The 16236-nt window shown below is 62.1% G+C and carries 14 protein-coding genes; all 14 read left to right on the top strand.

The genetic code is table 11. From position 1 onward, the window contains the following. Positions 1-12 precede the first annotated feature (12 nt). The 14 genes from ACQRD3_RS08870 to plsX all read left to right on the top strand — a co-directional run bounded on the left by ACQRD3_RS08870 (position 13) and on the right by plsX (position 16230). Positions 13-705 (top strand): ATP-binding cassette domain-containing protein, encoded by a 693-nt coding sequence (locus ACQRD3_RS08870; protein ID WP_080908684.1) that lies wholly within the window; start codon positions 13-15, stop codon positions 703-705. Beyond that, a complete protein-coding gene (gene ftsX / locus ACQRD3_RS08865) occupies positions 689-1588 on the top strand; it encodes a permease-like cell division protein FtsX (protein WP_080908683.1) in 900 nt (299 codons plus the stop codon). Before ACQRD3_RS08870 ends, ftsX begins: the two co-directional genes overlap by 17 nt. A gap of 23 nt (positions 1589-1611) precedes the next feature. Next, the gene (locus ACQRD3_RS08860) at positions 1612-2874 is read left to right on the top strand and encodes a peptidoglycan DD-metalloendopeptidase family protein (RefSeq protein WP_427781071.1); all 1263 of its coding nucleotides are present in this window, start codon (positions 1612-1614) and stop codon (positions 2872-2874) included. A 61-nt stretch (positions 2875-2935) separates the two neighbouring features. Further along, positions 2936-4102 carry a S41 family peptidase gene (locus ACQRD3_RS08855; protein WP_427781069.1) on the top strand — a complete coding sequence of 389 codons (1167 nt, stop codon included), beginning with the start codon at positions 2936-2938 and terminating at the stop codon, positions 4100-4102. Positions 4103-4244: 142 nt separating this feature from the next. Further along, positions 4245-4979 (top strand): hypothetical protein, encoded by a 735-nt coding sequence (locus ACQRD3_RS08850; RefSeq protein WP_427781067.1) that lies wholly within the window; start codon positions 4245-4247, stop codon positions 4977-4979. Positions 4980-5069: 90 nt separating this feature from the next. Further along, on the top strand, positions 5070-5546 hold the full coding sequence (gene greA, locus ACQRD3_RS08845; RefSeq protein WP_080908680.1) for a transcription elongation factor GreA: 477 nt from the start codon (positions 5070-5072) through the stop codon (positions 5544-5546). A gap of 48 nt (positions 5547-5594) precedes the next feature. Then, complete coding sequence (lysS, locus tag ACQRD3_RS08840) at positions 5595-7091, top strand: lysine--tRNA ligase (RefSeq protein ID WP_427781065.1); 1497 nt, start codon at positions 5595-5597, stop codon at positions 7089-7091. A 114-nt stretch (positions 7092-7205) separates the two neighbouring features. Then, positions 7206-8588, top strand: coding sequence for a potassium transporter TrkG (locus ACQRD3_RS08835; protein WP_080908572.1), 1383 nt, complete (start codon positions 7206-7208; stop codon positions 8586-8588). 83 nt (positions 8589-8671) lie between these two features. Further along, positions 8672-9331, top strand: a complete 660-nt coding sequence (locus tag ACQRD3_RS08830) for a potassium channel family protein (RefSeq protein WP_080908571.1) — start codon at positions 8672-8674, stop codon at positions 9329-9331. Further along, positions 9331-10095: a TrmH family RNA methyltransferase gene (locus ACQRD3_RS08825; protein WP_080908570.1), complete on the top strand. Its 765-nt coding sequence runs from the start codon at positions 9331-9333 to the stop codon at positions 10093-10095. Before ACQRD3_RS08830 ends, ACQRD3_RS08825 begins: the two co-directional genes overlap by 1 nt. A 66-nt stretch (positions 10096-10161) precedes the next feature. Then, positions 10162-11382, top strand: coding sequence for a DNA-processing protein DprA (dprA, locus tag ACQRD3_RS08820; RefSeq protein ID WP_427781063.1), 1221 nt, complete (start codon positions 10162-10164; stop codon positions 11380-11382). Positions 11383-11404: 22 nt separating this feature from the next. Beyond that, complete coding sequence (gene topA / locus ACQRD3_RS08815) at positions 11405-13792, top strand: type I DNA topoisomerase (protein WP_427781061.1); 2388 nt, start codon at positions 11405-11407, stop codon at positions 13790-13792. 49 nt (positions 13793-13841) lie between these two features. After that, positions 13842-15146, top strand: coding sequence for a methylenetetrahydrofolate--tRNA-(uracil(54)-C(5))-methyltransferase (FADH(2)-oxidizing) TrmFO (gene trmFO, locus ACQRD3_RS08810; protein WP_427781059.1), 1305 nt, complete (start codon positions 13842-13844; stop codon positions 15144-15146). 34 nt (positions 15147-15180) lie between these two features. Next, positions 15181-16230 carry a phosphate acyltransferase PlsX gene (gene plsX, locus ACQRD3_RS08805; RefSeq protein ID WP_427781057.1) on the top strand — a complete coding sequence of 350 codons (1050 nt, stop codon included), beginning with the start codon at positions 15181-15183 and terminating at the stop codon, positions 16228-16230. Positions 16231-16236: the final 6 nt, after the last annotated feature.

Below are 16236 nucleotides of genomic sequence, written 5' to 3'. Positions count from 1 at the left end.
AGGAGCAAGGGAATGATACGCCTCTTAGATATTCAAAAGACATACGATAACGGCACCAAGGCTCTGAAAGGGGTCTCCATGCGCATTGACGATGGGGAGTTTGCCTTTTTGGTGGGGCCTTCCGGTTCCGGAAAATCCACCATCATCAAGCTCATTACCGGCGAAGTCCAGCCCTCCGGCGGGCGCATCATGGTCAACGGGTACAATCTGGGGAGCATTCGCCCCAATCAGGTGCCTTATATGCGCCGCACGCTGGGGGTCATCTTTCAGGATTTCCGTCTGATCGAAAAAAAGACAGTGTGGGAGAATCTCACTTTCGCCATGCGGGCGGTGGGAGCCTCTCCAAGGGAGGTCCGCAAGCGCATCCCCTATGTGCTGGATCTGGTGGGCCTGGCCAGGAAGGGGAGCCGCTATCCCACGCAGCTCTCCGGCGGAGAGCAGCAGCGTGTGGCCATTGCCCGGGCTTTGGTGAACAACCCCCAGATGATCATCGCCGATGAGCCCACGGGAAACCTGGACCCGCAGCGTTCCCTGGAGATTATGCTGCTGCTGGAAAAAATCAACGAGCTGGGCACTACCATGCTGGTGGTCACCCACGAGAAGGAACTGGTCAACCGCTTTTCCAAGCGGGTGATCGCCATTGAGAACGGACGGATCATCAGCGACGAGACAGGCGGGTATTATAACAATGAAGAAACAATTTGACCTGGGCTATTACCTTTCGGAGGGGTTTCACTCCATTTTTACCCACGGCCTCATGTCTTTTGCCGCCGTGTTCATGATCGTGGCCTGCTTGCTCATTATGGGATCCTTTTCTCTGGTGGCCCTCAACCTGGAGAACAAGCTGGGCGACCTGGAGCGGGACAATGAGTTTCTGGCCTTTGTGGATGAGAGCTATTCCCGGGAGCAGGCCCTGGCGCTGCAAAGCCAGCTGGAGGCCCTGCCCAACGTGGCCTCGGTGTCCTTCACCACCAAGGAGGAGGCCAAGGCCAACTACGCCGATCAGTTTGCCGGGGACAAGAACGCCGGACTGTACGCCGATCTGCCCGACGAGGTGTTTCGGGATCGGTACTCTGTCCATATGACGGACATCAGCCGGATCCAGGAGACCATGGACGGGGTGTCCGCCGTGCCGGGAATCGTCAATCTCCAGGCCGCCCCCGAGGTGGCGCAGGGGTTTGTGATGGTGCGGAATGTGGCCACCGGCGTGGCGTTGATCCTCATTGCGCTGCTGCTGCTCATCTCCTTGTTCATCATCTATAACACCATCAAGCTGGGTACCTTCACCCGCCGGGAGGAGATCGCCATCATGAAGATGTGCGGCGCCACCAACGGTTTCGTCCGGGGCCCCTTTATCTTTGAGGGGATGATCCTGGGCCTGGCGGGCGCGGTGTGCGCTTTCTTCCTCCAGTGGGGGATCTACACACTGATTGCCCAGGCCATCAGTACCGGGCAGACCATCCAGCTGCTGACAATAATCCCGTTCCAGAGCATCGCTCTCAGGGTGCTGGGCATTTTCTCCGTCACCGGACTGGTGGTGGGTACCGGGGGCAGCGTGCTGGCCATTCGGAAGTTCCTGCAGGTTTGACGACGAATCCGGAGGGAATCAAATTGAAACAGCAAGCACAGACGAAAAAACAGGGGAAAAAGCCGGACTGGCGGCGGATTGTCACTGCACTTTTGGCACTGGTCATGGTGCTGGCCCTTTTGCTGCCGCTGCTGGGCAGCGCGCTTACCTCGGCCCACGCCGTCAGCCAGAGTGAGTTGAAGGATCAGATCTCCGGGCTGAAGGATGACGCGGCCGAGGCCAGCGCTCGAAAGAAGGAGCTCCAGGCACAGCTGAAGGCTCTCGAAAACGACAAGGCCAAGGCACTGGAGCGGAAGAAACTTCTGGATCAGGAGCTGGCCGCCATCGACACCGAGGTGGCCAACACCCAGAGCCAGATCGACACCTATACCGCGCTCATTGCAGCGCAGGAGACGGCGCTGACCGAGGCCCAGGCCAAGGAGAGCGCCGCGTACGACCGATTCTGCCAGCGGGCCCGGTCTATGGAGGAGGCGGGGACCGTCTCTTATTGGTCGGTCCTTTTTGACGCCAGCGACTACTCTGACCTTCTGGACCGGCTGGCTCTGGTGGATGAGATCATGGAGTACGACAACGGTGTGGTGGAAGAGCTGGCGGCGGCTCGCAAAGAGGTGGAGGACACTCTGGCCGGGCTCAACGAGTCCAAGGCTGGACTGGACGAGCAGAAGGCCCAGCTGGACGCCAAGCGGACTGAGCAGGCCGCAAAGGTGCGGGAGGCCCAGGCCCTCTTTGATGAGTTGAAGGGCCAGGCTGACGCCGCTGAGGCGCTGGTGGCGGCCGAGGAGGCGGAGGAGGAGAAGATCGCCGCCAAGATCGCCGCCAAGCAGAAGGAGTTGGAGAAGCTCATTGCCTCCCAGAAGATCACCTTTCATACCGGCTCCGGGTATGCTTATCCGCTGCCCAGCAGCTATACCCACATCACTTCTTATTTTGGCTGGCGGACCCACCCCATTACAGGAAAGCCGAACAATCACACCGGCATCGATCTGCCTGCCCCTGGAGGAACTTCCATCTATGCTGTCCAGGGCGGCGTAGTTACGATTTCTGGTTATGCGCCCAGCTCCTACGGCAACTATGTGGTCATCAGCCACGGAAACGGGAGGAGCACGCTCTATGCTCACATGCGCTCCCGGGCGGTGAGCGAGGGCCAGGTGGTGAGCCAGGGACAGGTCATCGGCTACGTGGGGACCACCGGTTCCTCTACCGGAAACCACCTTCATCTGGAACTGCGGGTCAACGGTGTCCGCCAGGATCCCAGAAGTATGTTCCCCGGCGTCAATTTCCATTAAGCGACAGGAGACGGGCGGAGAGAGATTCTCCGCCCGTCTTTCTGGGAAGGGGCACCAAGACGTGAGAGAAAAACGATTTTCCCGCTGGCAGCTCATTGCGGCGGTTCTGGGCGGAGCCCTGGCTGCTTTGGCTGCTGCCGCTCTGGCGGCCTATCTGCTTATAGGCCCTCAGGCCCTTACGCTGCTTCAGGGGCTTGGAGTGGTTCGTACCCGCTTTGTGGGGGATTACGACCCTGCGGCGGCCGTGGACAGCGCGCTGGCAGGCATGGTGGACGGACTGGGCGACCGGTGGAGCCACTACCTGACCGCGGAGGAGTATGAGGCGCAGAACCAGCGCCGGACCAACTCCTATGTGGGGGTCGGGGTCACCGTGGGATATGAAGATCCAAAAGGGTTGGTCATTCTCGCGGTGCTGGAGGCCTCTCCGGCCGCTGAGGCCGGCTTGGCGGCAGGGGAGATCATCACCGCTGTGGATGGGCAATCCATTGCGGGGGAGGACCGCTACGAAGGGGGTCAGGCCATCCTGGGGGAGGAGGGGACTCCTGTCTCTCTCACGGTAGAAACACCCGTGGGGGCGGTACGGGAGGTATCCCTGACCCGGGCCGCTTTGGAGACCGAGCCGGTGCACTATGAGTTGCTGGATGGCGGCGTGGGCTATGTAAAGCTGGAGAACTTTTACAGCCACAGCGCCGAAAAGCTCATTGGGGCGGTGGACGATCTGACGCGGCAGGGGGCGAAGGCCCTGGTGTTCGACATGCGGGACAACGGCGGCGGCTATGTGGGGGAACTCACGGATATGCTGGACCGCCTGCTGCCCGAGGGGGTCATCTTCCGGACCCAAAGCCGGGACGGGCCGGAGGAGCGCGTGGAGTCCGATGCGCAGTGTGTGGAGATCCCCATGGCTGTGCTGGTGAACGCGGACACCTACTCTGCCGCGGAATTTTTCGCCGCCGAACTTCGGGAAGCAGCCGGGGCCGCGGTGGTGGGGGTGGAGACCTCCGGAAAGGGGTATTCTCAGCAGGCCATTCCGCTGCTGGGCGGCGGAGCCATGAATATTTCCACTGCCCGGTATTATACGGGCAACGGTATTTCCCTCATCGGGACCGGAGTGAGTCTGGATGCTGAAGTGGCGCTCACAGCGGAAAAGGAGGCGGCCCTCCGGGCCGGGACCCTGGCCCACGCCGATGATGAGCAGCTGCAAAAGGCGCTGGAACTGCTGGGGCAGTAAGTTCATTTGGCCGCAGGATGCCCTCGGGCGCCTGCGGCCTGCTTTTTGCCGGGGCGGATGGGGAGATGGCGGTGAAAAATCTGTTTGGATGGTTTGGGTATGACGGAGACAGGATATGCATACCATCCCCCAAGGGGGGAAAATGGAGATGGTTGGACGGCTTATTTCTTCCGGGCAATGGCACTGGCGTCCCGAGGTAGAGGAGTGCCGGCTGCTGGGGTTGCCGCTGGTCTCAGTCACGCTGCCCCCCGGAAACAGGCGGCGGCGTCTGGCCCAGGCGGGAAGGGTCCTTGGGCGGATGGGAGTTCGCCGGGTCATGGCGGATGTGTCCTTTGACGGCTGGCCCGAGCTGGCCCACTGGGGGATCGCACCGGTGGATCCACTGCCGCTCTGTCAGGCCAAGGGTGGGGAACTTGCGCTGGCCCTGCTGGAAAAATACCCTCTGAAGAACCGGGTCGCCGCGCTTTGCGGAGCAGTGGCGGACCGGACAGCGTGGGCGCTGGCCGACAGTCTTTGTCCGCAGACCGGGGTGTTGCTTTTGGATTTTCACCAGGGTGGGGAGGAGCTGGCCGGGCATCTGCGCCGGGCCTATGGAGCCGCGCCGCCGGGACTGGGACAAGGCCTGCGGCCCCAAGTGACAGTAGAGCTTTCCCCCTGTCAGACCCTGGGGGGAGAAGTACTGCGGCTCTGGGGCAGTCCTGATCTGGCGGGGCTGGAATTGCAGTGGAAGAAAGCGCCGATGCCGGAGGGAGTCGATCCCCTGATGCTGCTGGAGGTTTTGTGGGAGACCGGACGGGCCGAGGCGGAGGGCATCGGCGTGGTGTGCCAGAGGAATGTCCTTGACAGGACGATGGAAAATACATATAATACAGGATAATGTAAAAGCAGGAGTATGTATTGAAACCCATCGGGCTGGAAACGGTCTGTTTCTCATCGATAGAATAAGAACGAAAGGTGATTTACAGCTATGGCGAAACAGTATAAACTGACTCCGCAGCGCCTGCAGGAGCTGCAGGAGGAACTGGTCTATCTAAAGACGGTGCGGGAGCGCGAGGTGGCCGAGCAGATCAAGGAGGCCCGGTCTTTCGGCGACCTGTCCGAGAACAGCGAATATGACGAGGCCAAGAATGAGCAGGGCAAGCTTTACTCCCGCATTGCGGAGGTGGAGGCGGTTCTCGCCAACTATGTGATCATTGAAGATCAGCACTTCGACGCCAACGCCGTCGGTTTGGGCAGCCTGGTAAAGGTGCTGGATGAGGAGTTCAACGAGGAGGAGACTTACCGCATCGTGGGTTCCCAGGAGGCCGACCCCATGAACGGACGGATCTCCGAGGATTCTCCCTTCGGCCGGGCCCTGCTGGGCAAGGTGGTGGGAGACCACGTGGAGGTGGAGGCCCCCGCGGGGACTCTGCGCTACAAACTGTTGGATATCCAGAAGGCGTAACGGAGAGAAGAAGGGGGCTTCAGCTCCCCGGGAACAGGAGAGAGGAAAATGGCAGAGGAACAGAAGAACGGCACTGGGGAGCAGGAGCTCTCCGAGCTGCTGCGCCTGCGGCGGGAAAAGCTCGCCGCGTTGCAGGAGGCGGGGGAGGATCCCTTCCAGCAGACCCGCTTTGCCTGGGATACCACGTCTCAGCAGATCAAGGACAATTTTGACGCCATGGAGGGTAAAGAAGTCAAGGTGGCCGGACGGCTCATGTCCAAGCGGGGCATGGGCAAGGTCAGCTTCTGCGACCTCCAGGACCGGGATGGCCGCATCCAGCTCTACGCCCGCCAGGACGAGATGGACGAGGCGGCCTATAAGAAGTTTAAAAAGTACGACATCGGCGACATCGTGGGCGTGGATGGCGAGGTCTTTCGTACCCAGCGGGGCGAGATGAGCGTCCGGGCCAAGAACATCACGCTGCTCAGCAAGTCGCTTCTCCCCCTGCCGGAGAAGTTCCACGGCCTTCAGGACAAGGAACTGCGCTACCGGCAGCGGTATGTGGACCTCATCATGAACCCGGAGGTCAAGCGCAACTTTATCATCCGCTCCCAGTTCATCCAGTTTATGCGCCGCTACCTGGACGAGCGGGGCTATATCGAGGTGGAGACCCCGGTCCTGAACACCATTTCCGGCGGCGCCTCCGCCCGGCCCTTCGTGACCCATCACAATACGCTGGACATCGACATGTATATGCGTATCGCCACCGAGCTGCCCCTGAAGAGGCTCATCGTGGGCGGCATGGACCGGGTGTATGAGATCGGCCGCATTTTCCGCAACGAGGGCATGGATCCCAAGCACAATCCGGAGTTCACCTCCGTGGAGCTCTACCAGGCCTACGCCGACTTCCACGACATGATGGATGTGGCCGAGGGCATCATCTCCGGCGCCGCCAAGGAGATCCTGGGCGGCTATCAAGTGGAGTGGATGGGGGAGCAGGTGGACCTGACTCCCGGCTGGCGCCGCCTGACCATGATCGATGCCGTCAAGGAATATGTGGGCATCGACTTCGGCGCGATCTCTGACGACGCCGAGGCGGTGGCCGCCGCCAAGGCCAAGGGCGTAGAGCTGGCCGAGACAGCCGACAAGACCTGGGGCAATGCCCTGTATGCCTGCTTTGACCAGAAGGTGGAAGAGAAGCTGATCCAGCCCACCTTTATTACCATGTATCCTGTGGAGGTTTCCACGCTGACCAAGCGGAGTCCCGCCGACCCCCGACTGACTGAGCGGTTTGAGCTGTTCGTCTGTCGCTCCGAGCTGGCCAACGCCTATTCCGAACTCAACGATCCCATCGATCAACGCCGGCGCTTTGAAAAGCAGGTGGAGCTCCGGAATCGGGGAGACGACGAGGCCGAGATGCTGGATGAGGACTTCCTCAACGCACTGTCTTACGGCATGCCCCCCACGGGCGGCATGGGCATCGGGGTGGACCGGGCCGTCATGCTCCTCACCGGGGCGGACACCATTCGGGATGTGATTCTCTTCCCCACGATGAAGCCCCTTTGATCGGATCTCCCAGATGGGCATACCGGTGACATTTCCTCGCCGGTATGCCTTTCTGCGTTCCCCGGGGGGAGTCCCCCTTTTTGCGCTGTGTTTGAACGGAAAGGAGAAGGCTGTTTGCTGGAACGTTTGGCTCATTTTATCCAGGATCATTTTATTCGTGGCCGGAGGCTCAACTCCACCCGGCTGGTGGCGCAGTCTTTCGGCATGATTATCCTGGTGGGAGCACTGCTGCTCACTCTCCCCATTGCAACCAGAAGCGGAGAGAGTATCGGCTTTTTTTCCGCACTGTTTACCGCCACCTCCGCCACCTGCGTCACGGGACTGATCGTAGTGGATACCTGGCTGACCTGGTCGCCTTTTGGTCAGGCGGTGATTCTTTTGCTCATTCAACTGGGCGGACTGGGTTTTATGACGGTGATCACCCTGATCTCCCTGGTGGCCCACCGGCACATCGGCCTGTCTGAGCGGCTCATTATGGTCTCTACGCTGAACCTCAACGACCTGGACGGTGTGGTGCGGGTGGTGCGCCGGGCCCTGATGGGCACCGCCTTTTTGGAACTGCTGGGCACTGTGCTGCTCTCCATCCGCATGATCCCCCGGTTCGGCCTGATCCGGGGGCTTTGGCACGCCCTGTTCCATTCGGTATCCGCTTTTTGTAACGCGGGCTTTGACCTCCAGGGCGGGGATACCGGCGCTTTTTCCAGCCTGGCTGATTTCCATGCAGACCCGCTGGTGCTGCTCACCACTGCCGGGCTGATCGTAATGGGCGGTCTGGGCTTTTTCGTCTGGGAGGATGTGGCCAGGAACCGGCGCTGGGGGAAGCTGACGCTGTACAGCCGCCTGGTGCTGGGGCTCACCGCGTTTCTCATTCTCTTTGGCGCAGTCTTTTTTATGGCCACAGAGGGGGACAATCCGGCCACCCTGGGGGAAATGCCTGCGGGGGAGAAGTGGCTCAACGCTGTCTTTCAGTCCGTCACGCTCCGCACGGCGGGGTTCAATGTGATCGACCAGGGGGCCATGCGGGACAATTCCCAGGTTATGGGATGTATCCTCATGCTGATCGGCGGCTCTTCCGGCTCCACCGCCGGCGGTATCAAGACTGTGACGGCCTGGGTGCTGTTCATGGTGCTGTTCACCAACCTGCGGGGGCGGGAATCTATCACTTTCCTGGGCCGCACCCTTCCGGCCCGGCGGGCCATGAACGCGGTGACCATGTTTCTCATGGTGCTCCTTCTCCAGATGGGCGGCGCTATGGTGCTGTCTCTGGCCGACGGAGTGCCCTTCCTCCACGCTGCCTTTGAAACGGCATCGGCCCTGGGAACCGTGGGCCTGACCACCGGGATCACCCCCACGCTCTCCCCGTTGTCCCGAATGCTGCTCATTGCGCTCATGTACACGGGGCGGGTGGGTGTGCTCTCGGTCTCCATCGCCTTCCTGATCGGCGGGAAAAGTTCTCTCCATATCAAATACCCGGAATTCAGCATTATGATCGGTTAGTGGGAAAATCTTGAGATGATTTTTGACCGAAGCGTCCGGCAGCGCTGCCGCCCGGGACGCCGGTAAGGAGGTCTGCTGCGCGTATGAAAACTTTTGTAGTGATCGGTCTGGGCCGTTTTGGAACGGCGGTGGCCACGGAGTTGTCCGCTCTGGGCCATGAGGTGCTGGCCATCGACGGCCGGGAGGACAGCGTTCAAAAGGTTGCCGACCAGGTGACCCATGCGGTCACCGGCGACGCCCGGGACCCCGCCGTACTGCGGGCCATGGGAGTGCGCAACTATGACTGCGCCATCGTGGCCGTGGGAGACGATGTGGGAAATTCCGCCCTGATCACTCTGAATTTGAAGGAGCTGGGCATGCGGGAGGTCATCTGCAAGGCCCAGAGCCACGTCCACCGGAAGGTACTGGAGAAGATCGGCGCCGACCGGGTGGTGTTCCCCGAACACGAGATGGGGGTGAAACTGGCCCAGGGCCTGTCCTCTTCCAACGTGCTCAACTTCATTGAGGTCTCGGACGACTATGGGATCGTGGAGCTGGCCGCGCCCAAATCCTGGCGCTACCACACCATTCGGGAGCTGGACGTGCGCAACCGCTACCACGTCAATGTCATCGCCGTTCGGAAGGCCAAGGCCGACCGGGATCTGGATGTCGCCCCCGGAGCGGACTATGTGCTGGAGGAGAAGGACAATTTGGTGGTGCTGGGCCGCAGTGAGGACATCAACCACCTCCATGAGGTGAAGTAATGGAGCTCATCACCAGCCGCCAGAATCCGCTTTTTCAGCACATCCGGAAGCTCCGCAACTCCGGCGGCTACCGCAGACAGGCGGGGGAGTTTCTGGGCGAGGGGCCCAAGCTGCTGGAGGAAGCGCTCAGGTGGGGCGCAGAGATCCGAACGGTGGTGTCTGCCGAGGGGAGAGAGCTTCCTCCGGGGGTCACGGGACGTGTGGTGACCACTCCGGCGGATGTGCTGGGGACTCTGGCCGACACGGAGACGCCCCAGGGCGTGGTCTTTGTCTGCGCTCTGCCGGACACCGTCCTGCCCCAGCGGTTGGAGCCCGGTCGCTATCTGATTTTGGACGGCGTGCAGGATCCGGGGAATCTGGGCACCGTCTGGAGGACCGCTGATGCCATGGGCGCCGGCGGCCTCCTGCTCACTGGAGCCTGTGCAGACCCCTATTCCCCCAAAGCGGTGCGCTCTACCATGGGAGCCTGTTTCCGGGAGCTGCCTGTCTGGCGTGGAGAGCCGGAAGAGATCCAGCGGCTCCTGGAGCGCTCCGGTATCCCACTCTACGCCACCGCCTTGCGGGAGGACACCGAGGATCTCCGGGACGTGGATCTGTCCGGGGCGGCGGTGGTGATCGGCAGTGAGGGGAAGGGAATCTCGGAGAAGATGCTCTCCCTATGCCAAAAGTCTTTGAGAATTCCCATGGAGGACCGCTGTGAGTCTCTGAATGCCGCAGTGGCGGCTGCCGTAGTCCTCTGGGAGGGACGGCGGGGAATGAGATAGGGCTGCCGACTGCTTTCGACGCAAAGCGCCGCAGTCCCTATTATAATTAAGGAAGGAGCTTCCGCCATGGCAAACCTCAACTATTTTCTGTGGCTCACCACCCGCAAGGGCTTTCAGCCCGGAGATCCGTGGAAGCTCCTTCAGCGCTTCGGTACGCCCGAGGCGATCTACTTCGCCGCGCCGGAGGAATACGCTCTGGCGGGGCTCTCTCCGGCCAAGGCCAAGGTTCTGGAGGACAAGGATCTGTCAGGGGCCGAGAAAATCTTGGCCGACTGCGATCGTCTGGGCATCCGGATCCTCACCATCCAAGACGCCGAGTACCCTGAGCGGCTGGCCCAGATCTACGATCCGCCCTGTGTCCTCTATTGGCGTGGAAAATCACTTCAGGTGGACGGGACGCTGACCGTCGGCGTGGTGGGCACCCGCTCCTGTACCCCCTACGGGACGAATCTGGCGGGGAAACTGGGCCTGGAGCTGGCCCGGTCGGGGGCCGTTCTGGTCTCCGGAATGGCCCAGGGCATCGACACTGCCGGACTGAAGGGAGCGCTTCAGGGCGGCGGCACCGTCATCAGCGTGCTGGGCGGGGGAATCGATGTCTTTTATCCCAGCGGTAACCGATGGCTCTATGAGGATGTGGCCGCCGCGGGAACTCTGGTGAGCGAGTATCCCCCGGGGACCCGGCATGAGGCGTTTCATTTTCCCATCCGCAACCGCATCCTCAGCGGACTGTCCATGGGAGTGGCGGTGGTGGAGGCCGGACAGCCGAGCGGCGCGCTCATCACTGCTCGGCTGGCGCTGGAGCAGGATCGGGAGGTTTTTGCCTTCCCGGGTCCGGCAGACGCCCCGGCCAGCCTGGGGGCCAACCGGCTCATTCAGCGGGGAGAGGCCAAGCTCATTCTCTCGGCCGCCGACGTGCTGGAGGAGTTCGCGCCCCTCTTCCCGGGGCGGCTCCACCCCCGGCCGCCACTCCCGGAAAAAGAGGCGCAAAGCCGGCTTGAAGTGGTTCCGGAACCGCCCAAAGCGGAAAAAGCCGAGGAAAAAGAGGTTGACAAGGGGCCTCAGCGGGCATATATTTCTTTATCAGACGACCCTGAGGCCTTTACGGACGACGAGCGAGACCTCCTCTTGGCGCTTCAGCGCCGAATCCTGACCGCCGACGATCTGTCCGAAGCGGCCCAAATTCCGGCCCGGAGAGTGCTTTCCGCCTTGACCATGCTCCAGATCCGGGGCATGGTGGAGGAACGCCCGGGGAAGCGGTACGCCGCTTGTGTCATTCTCACTTCTTAAATACGAACCGCGGAGGGATACTGTGGCTTCCAAAACAAAGAACAACCTGGTGATTGTGGAATCGCCTGCCAAGGCGAAGACCATAACCAAATATCTGGGCCCCGGCTATGAGGTCGTGGCGTCCATGGGCCATGTCCGGGACCTGCCCAAGAGCAAGCTGGGCGTGGACGTGGAACACGACTTTGCCGTGGACTATCAGCCCATCAAGGGCAAGGAGGAGATCATCTCCGACCTGAAAAAGTCCGCCAGGAAAAGTGACAAAGTCTTTCTCGCCACCGACCCTGACCGAGAGGGAGAGGCCATTTCGTGGCACCTGAAGGAGATGTTGGAGCTGCCGGACGACCGGACCTTCCGGGTCACCTTCAATGAGATCACCAGGAAGGTGGTCAACGAGTCCATTGCTGCCCCCCGGCAGCTGGATATGGATCTGGTGGACGCACAGCAGGCCCGGCGGGTGCTGGACCGGGTGGTGGGCTACCAGATCTCCCCGCTGCTGTGGCGGAAGATCCGCCGGGGCCTCTCCGCCGGACGGGTCCAGTCCGTGGCCACCCGGCTGGTGTGCGAGCGGGAGGAGGAGATCCGGGCCTTTGTTCCCCAGGAGTACTGGTCTCTGGACGCCGATCTGGAGCGGGTGCGCCCCAACATGGGCCGATTCACCGCAGGCTTTTACGGCAAGGAGAAAAAGCAGGAGCTCCACAGCGAGGAAGAGGTAAATGCCGTCATGTCCGAGGTAAAGGCGGGTACCTTTACTGTTACAGGGGTCAAACGGCAGGACAAGACCCGCAATCCCGCGCCCCCCTTCACCACCTCTACCCTCCAACAGGAGGCCAGCCGGAAGCTGGGTATGGCGCCCCGGCGGACCATGGCCATCGCCCAGCAGCTCTACGAGGGCGTGGACATTACCGGAGAGGGCACGGTGGGTCTCATCACCTACATGAGAACCGACTCCCTGCGCCTGTCGGACGAGGCGGTGGATGCCGCCAAACAGTTTATCCTGGGCCGCTACGGGAAGGACTACTATCCCCCGGAGACCCGGCGCTATAAGACCAAGTCCGGCGCACAGGACGCCCACGAGGCCATCCGCCCCTCCAGCGTGGAGTTGGTCCCCGAGAACATCAAAAAGGACCTGACTGCGGAGCAGTTCCGCCTTTATAAGCTCATCTGGAGCCGCTTCCTGGCCTGCCAGATGGCTTCCGCCATCTACGACTCGGTCACCATCGAGGCGGCCTCCGCCGGGTACCGCTTCCGGGCCAACCACACCGCGCTGAAGTTCGCCGGTTACACGGCGGTCTACGTGGAGGGAAAGGACGAGGAGGAGGAGCTCCACCAGTCCCCCCTGCCTGATCTGAAGGAGGGGGAGCCGCTGGAGCTCAAGGGGCTCAAGCCCGAGCAACACTTCACCCAGCCCCCCGCACGATACACCGAGGCCAGCCTCATCAAGGCCCTGGAGGAAAAGGGGATCGGCCGGCCCTCCACCTACGCCCCCACCATCTCCACCATCGAGGGCCGGGAGTATGTGGTGAAGGAGGGCAAGTACCTGCGCACCACGCCCCTGGGCGAGGTGGTCACCGGCCTGATGAAGGACAAGTTCCCCGACATCGTGGACTATGCGTTCACCGCCCAGATGGAGGAAAACCTGGATGGGGTGGAGAACGGAAAGGAGAACTGGAAGGCGCTGCTCCGCCGTTTTTACGAGGATTTTTCCCAGGAGCTGGAGCGGGCGGAGAGCGATCTGGACGGGGAGCGCATCAAGGTTCCCGACGAGGTCTCCGAGGAGATCTGCCCCTTGTGCGGACGGAATCTGGTGTTTAAATCCGGCCGGTTCGGCCGGTTCCTGGCCTGCCCCGGCTGGCCGGAGTGCGGCTATACGCAGCCCATCGTGGTGGAGATGCCGGGCAAGTGCCCCAAGTGCGGCGGCCGCATTTTGAAAAAGACCTCCAAGCGGGGATATCCCTACTACGGCTGTGAGTTCAACGTGGTCCGGGAGGGGAACCCCCATGCCAAATGCGACTTTATGACCTGGGACGTGCCCACGGCGGACGTGTGCGCCGCCTGCGGCAAGACCCTGTTCAAGCGCTCCGGACGGGGGGCCCGCAAGCCCTTCTGCGCCAACCCGGACTGTCCCGAGTTTCTCCCGGAGGATCAGCGGGGCTACTATAAGAAAAAGACCGCCGGAGAAGGGGAGAACACTGCCGCCCCGGCGGAGGGGACGCCTACGGAAGAGAAGCCGGCCGGGAAGAAGACAACGGCGAAAAAACCGGCTGCTAAAAAGATGCCCGTTAAGAAAGCCGCTGAAAAGAAACCAACGGCGAAGAAGGCACCGGCCAAGAAAGCCGCCGAAAAGAAGCCTGCGGCCCAAAAACCGGCCGCGAGGAGATCCGCGGCGAAAAAGCCTGCGGAAGAGACTTGAATCACAGGCGCGCCGCGCCTGTGAATGACCCCTGAAAGGAGAGCGCGCTATGGATCCCGTCATCATCATCGGCGCCGGCCTGGCCGGCTGCGAGGCCGCCTGGCAGCTGGCCAAACGCGGCATCCCCGTGGAGCTGCGGGAGATGAAGCCGCATCAGAGCACCCCCGCCCATCACAGCGCCGATTTTGCGGAGCTCGTCTGCTCCAACTCCCTGCGTTCCGACCAGCTGGAGAATGCGGCAGGCCTTCTGAAGGAGGAGCTGCGCCGCCTGGACAGCCTCATCCTCGCCTGTGCCGATGCCCATCGGGTAGAGGCGGGCGGAGCGCTGGCGGTAGACCGCAACGCCTTTTCCGCCGCCGTCACCGAACAGATCCGCCGCCATCCCCTCATCACGGTCCGGGAAGAGGAGGTCACTGAGCTCCCGGAGGAGGGACAGGTGATCGTCGCTGCAGGGCCCCTGGCTTCTGAGGGATTGACCGATGCCATCCGCCGCCGGTTCCCCGACAGCGGGACCCTGAATTTCTTTGACGCCGCCGCGCCCCTCGTCTCCTTTGAGAGCGTGGACATGGATCAGGCGTGGTTCGCCTCCCGCTACGACAAGGGGACTGCGGACTACATCAACTGCGCCCTCTCCCGGGAGGAGTATTTTGACTTCTGGAAGGCTTTGACCGAGGCCGAGGAGGCCGACGTCCACGGCTTTGAGGACAAGAGTGTCTTTGAAGGCTGTATGCCGGTGGAGGTCATGGCCCGGCGTGGGGAGGACACGCTGCGCTATGGCCCGCTCAAGCCCAAGGGGCTGCGGGACCCCCGCACCGGGCGGGAGCCCTATGCCGTGATCCAGCTGCGCCGGGACAACGCGGAGGGGAGCGTCTACAATCTGGTGGGCTTCCAGACCCATCTGAAGTGGCCGGAGCAGAAGCGGGTCTTTTCCATGATCCCAGCCCTGTCCCACGCCGAGTTTCTGCGCTACGGCGTGATGCACCGGAATACCTATCTCCGTTCCCCCGGGTTCCTGGACCGGTACTACCGGGTGAAGGAGGAGCCCAGGCTGGCCTTTGCCGGACAGATCACCGGCGTGGAGGGCTATGTGGAGTCAACCGCCTCCGGGGCGCTGTGCGCCATCGAGCTGGCCCGCCGCCTGACGGGGAAGGCCCCCGTGGACTTCCCACGGGAGACCGCCATCGGGGCCCTGGCCCTCTATGTTTCCAATGAGAGCATCACAGATTTTCAGCCCATGAACGTGAATTTCGGCATCATCCCCCCACTGGAGATCCGCATCAAGGGCAAACGGGAAAAGAACGCCGCCATTTCCCAGCGGGCCCTGGAAGCGCTGGCCGGGCTGGACACAGAGTGAGGGAACCGGGAAAACGCCAAGGAGGAAAAGAAGCATGAAGATCATTGTAGACGCTATGGGCGGCGACAACGCCCCTGTATCCAACGTCAAGGGGGCCGTGGAGGCCGTCCGGGAGCTGGGAGTGGAGGTGGCTCTGGTGGGCCGGGGAGATGAGATCCTCGCCGTGCTCCAGGACCTGGGGTGCGACGCCCCGCCCCCGGGCATTGAGATCGTCCACGCCTCCGAAGTGGTGGAGATGGAGGACAACCCCGCCACTGCCTTCAAGGAGAAGAAGGACTCCTCCCTCACTGTGGGACTCAATCTGGTGAAGGACGGGAAGGGAGACGCCTTTGTCTCCGCTGGTTCCACCGGGGCGCTCCTGTCGGGAGCCACCCTGTTGACCAAACGCATCCGGGGCATCCGCCGGGCCGCCCTGGCCCCCCAGATCCCCACCCCCAGCGGCGGGGCCCTTCTCATCGACGCCGGGGCGACCGCCGAGTGCACGCCGGAGTATCTGCTCCAGTTTGCCTTCATGGGCTCTTACTACGCCGAGCACATTCTGGGCCGCCCGGAGCCCCGGGTGGGTCTGCTGAACATCGGCGCCGAGGAGAGCAAAGGGGGTGCGCTTCAGCGGGAGAGCTACGCCCTGCTGAAAAAGGCGGCGGATGAGGGCCGCATCCACTTCATCGGCAATGTGGAGGCCCGGGACGCGGTTCTGGGCGCGGCGGACGTCATCGTCTGCGACGGCTATTCCGGAAATATCTTCCTCAAGACTCTGGAGGGGACGGCGCTGTTCCTGTCCGGGGAGCTGAAAAAGATGTTTAAGAAGAACGTGGGCACCAAGCTGGGGGCGGTACTGGTCTCCGGCGGCCTGCGGGACTTCAAGAAGCTGATGGACTCCCGAGAGGTCGGAGGTACCCCGCTCATCGGGATCTCCCGGCCCGTCATCAAGGCCCACGGTTCCTCCGACGACTACGCCATTAAAAACGCCATCGCGCAGGCGGCTAAATTTGCCGCCTCCGGCACCATCGAAAATATTACGGAAAACGTGGCGTATATGCGCCTGCCGGTGAACAAGACGGACGAAGTGACCGAGAAAATTTGATTTTCC

Origin of the sequence: Candidatus Pseudoscillospira sp. SGI.172 (assembly GCF_050313575.1) — a bacterium.
In the GTDB taxonomy this organism is placed as follows: Bacteria; Bacillota; Clostridia; order Oscillospirales; family Oscillospiraceae; genus Vermiculatibacterium.
The sequence above is the reverse complement of the archived record's forward strand: the minus strand, read 5'-3'. Positions and strand labels throughout refer to the sequence as shown.

Coding starts and splice junctions, on each gene's coding strand:
- ACQRD3_RS08870 (WP_080908684.1), top strand. CDS start 13: ATGATACGCCTCTTAGATATTCAAAAGACATACGATAACGGCACCAAG.
- ftsX (WP_080908683.1), top strand. CDS start 689: ATGAAGAAACAATTTGACCTGGGCTATTACCTTTCGGAGGGGTTTCAC.
- ACQRD3_RS08850 (WP_427781067.1), top strand. CDS start 4,245: ATGGAGATGGTTGGACGGCTTATTTCTTCCGGGCAATGGCACTGGCGT.
- greA (WP_080908680.1), top strand. CDS start 5,070: ATGGCGAAACAGTATAAACTGACTCCGCAGCGCCTGCAGGAGCTGCAG.
- lysS (WP_427781065.1), top strand. CDS start 5,595: ATGGCAGAGGAACAGAAGAACGGCACTGGGGAGCAGGAGCTCTCCGAG.
- ACQRD3_RS08830 (WP_080908571.1), top strand. CDS start 8,672: ATGAAAACTTTTGTAGTGATCGGTCTGGGCCGTTTTGGAACGGCGGTG.
- ACQRD3_RS08825 (WP_080908570.1), top strand. CDS start 9,331: ATGGAGCTCATCACCAGCCGCCAGAATCCGCTTTTTCAGCACATCCGG.
- dprA (WP_427781063.1), top strand. CDS start 10,162: ATGGCAAACCTCAACTATTTTCTGTGGCTCACCACCCGCAAGGGCTTT.
- trmFO (WP_427781059.1), top strand. CDS start 13,842: ATGGATCCCGTCATCATCATCGGCGCCGGCCTGGCCGGCTGCGAGGCC.
- plsX (WP_427781057.1), top strand. CDS start 15,181: ATGAAGATCATTGTAGACGCTATGGGCGGCGACAACGCCCCTGTATCC.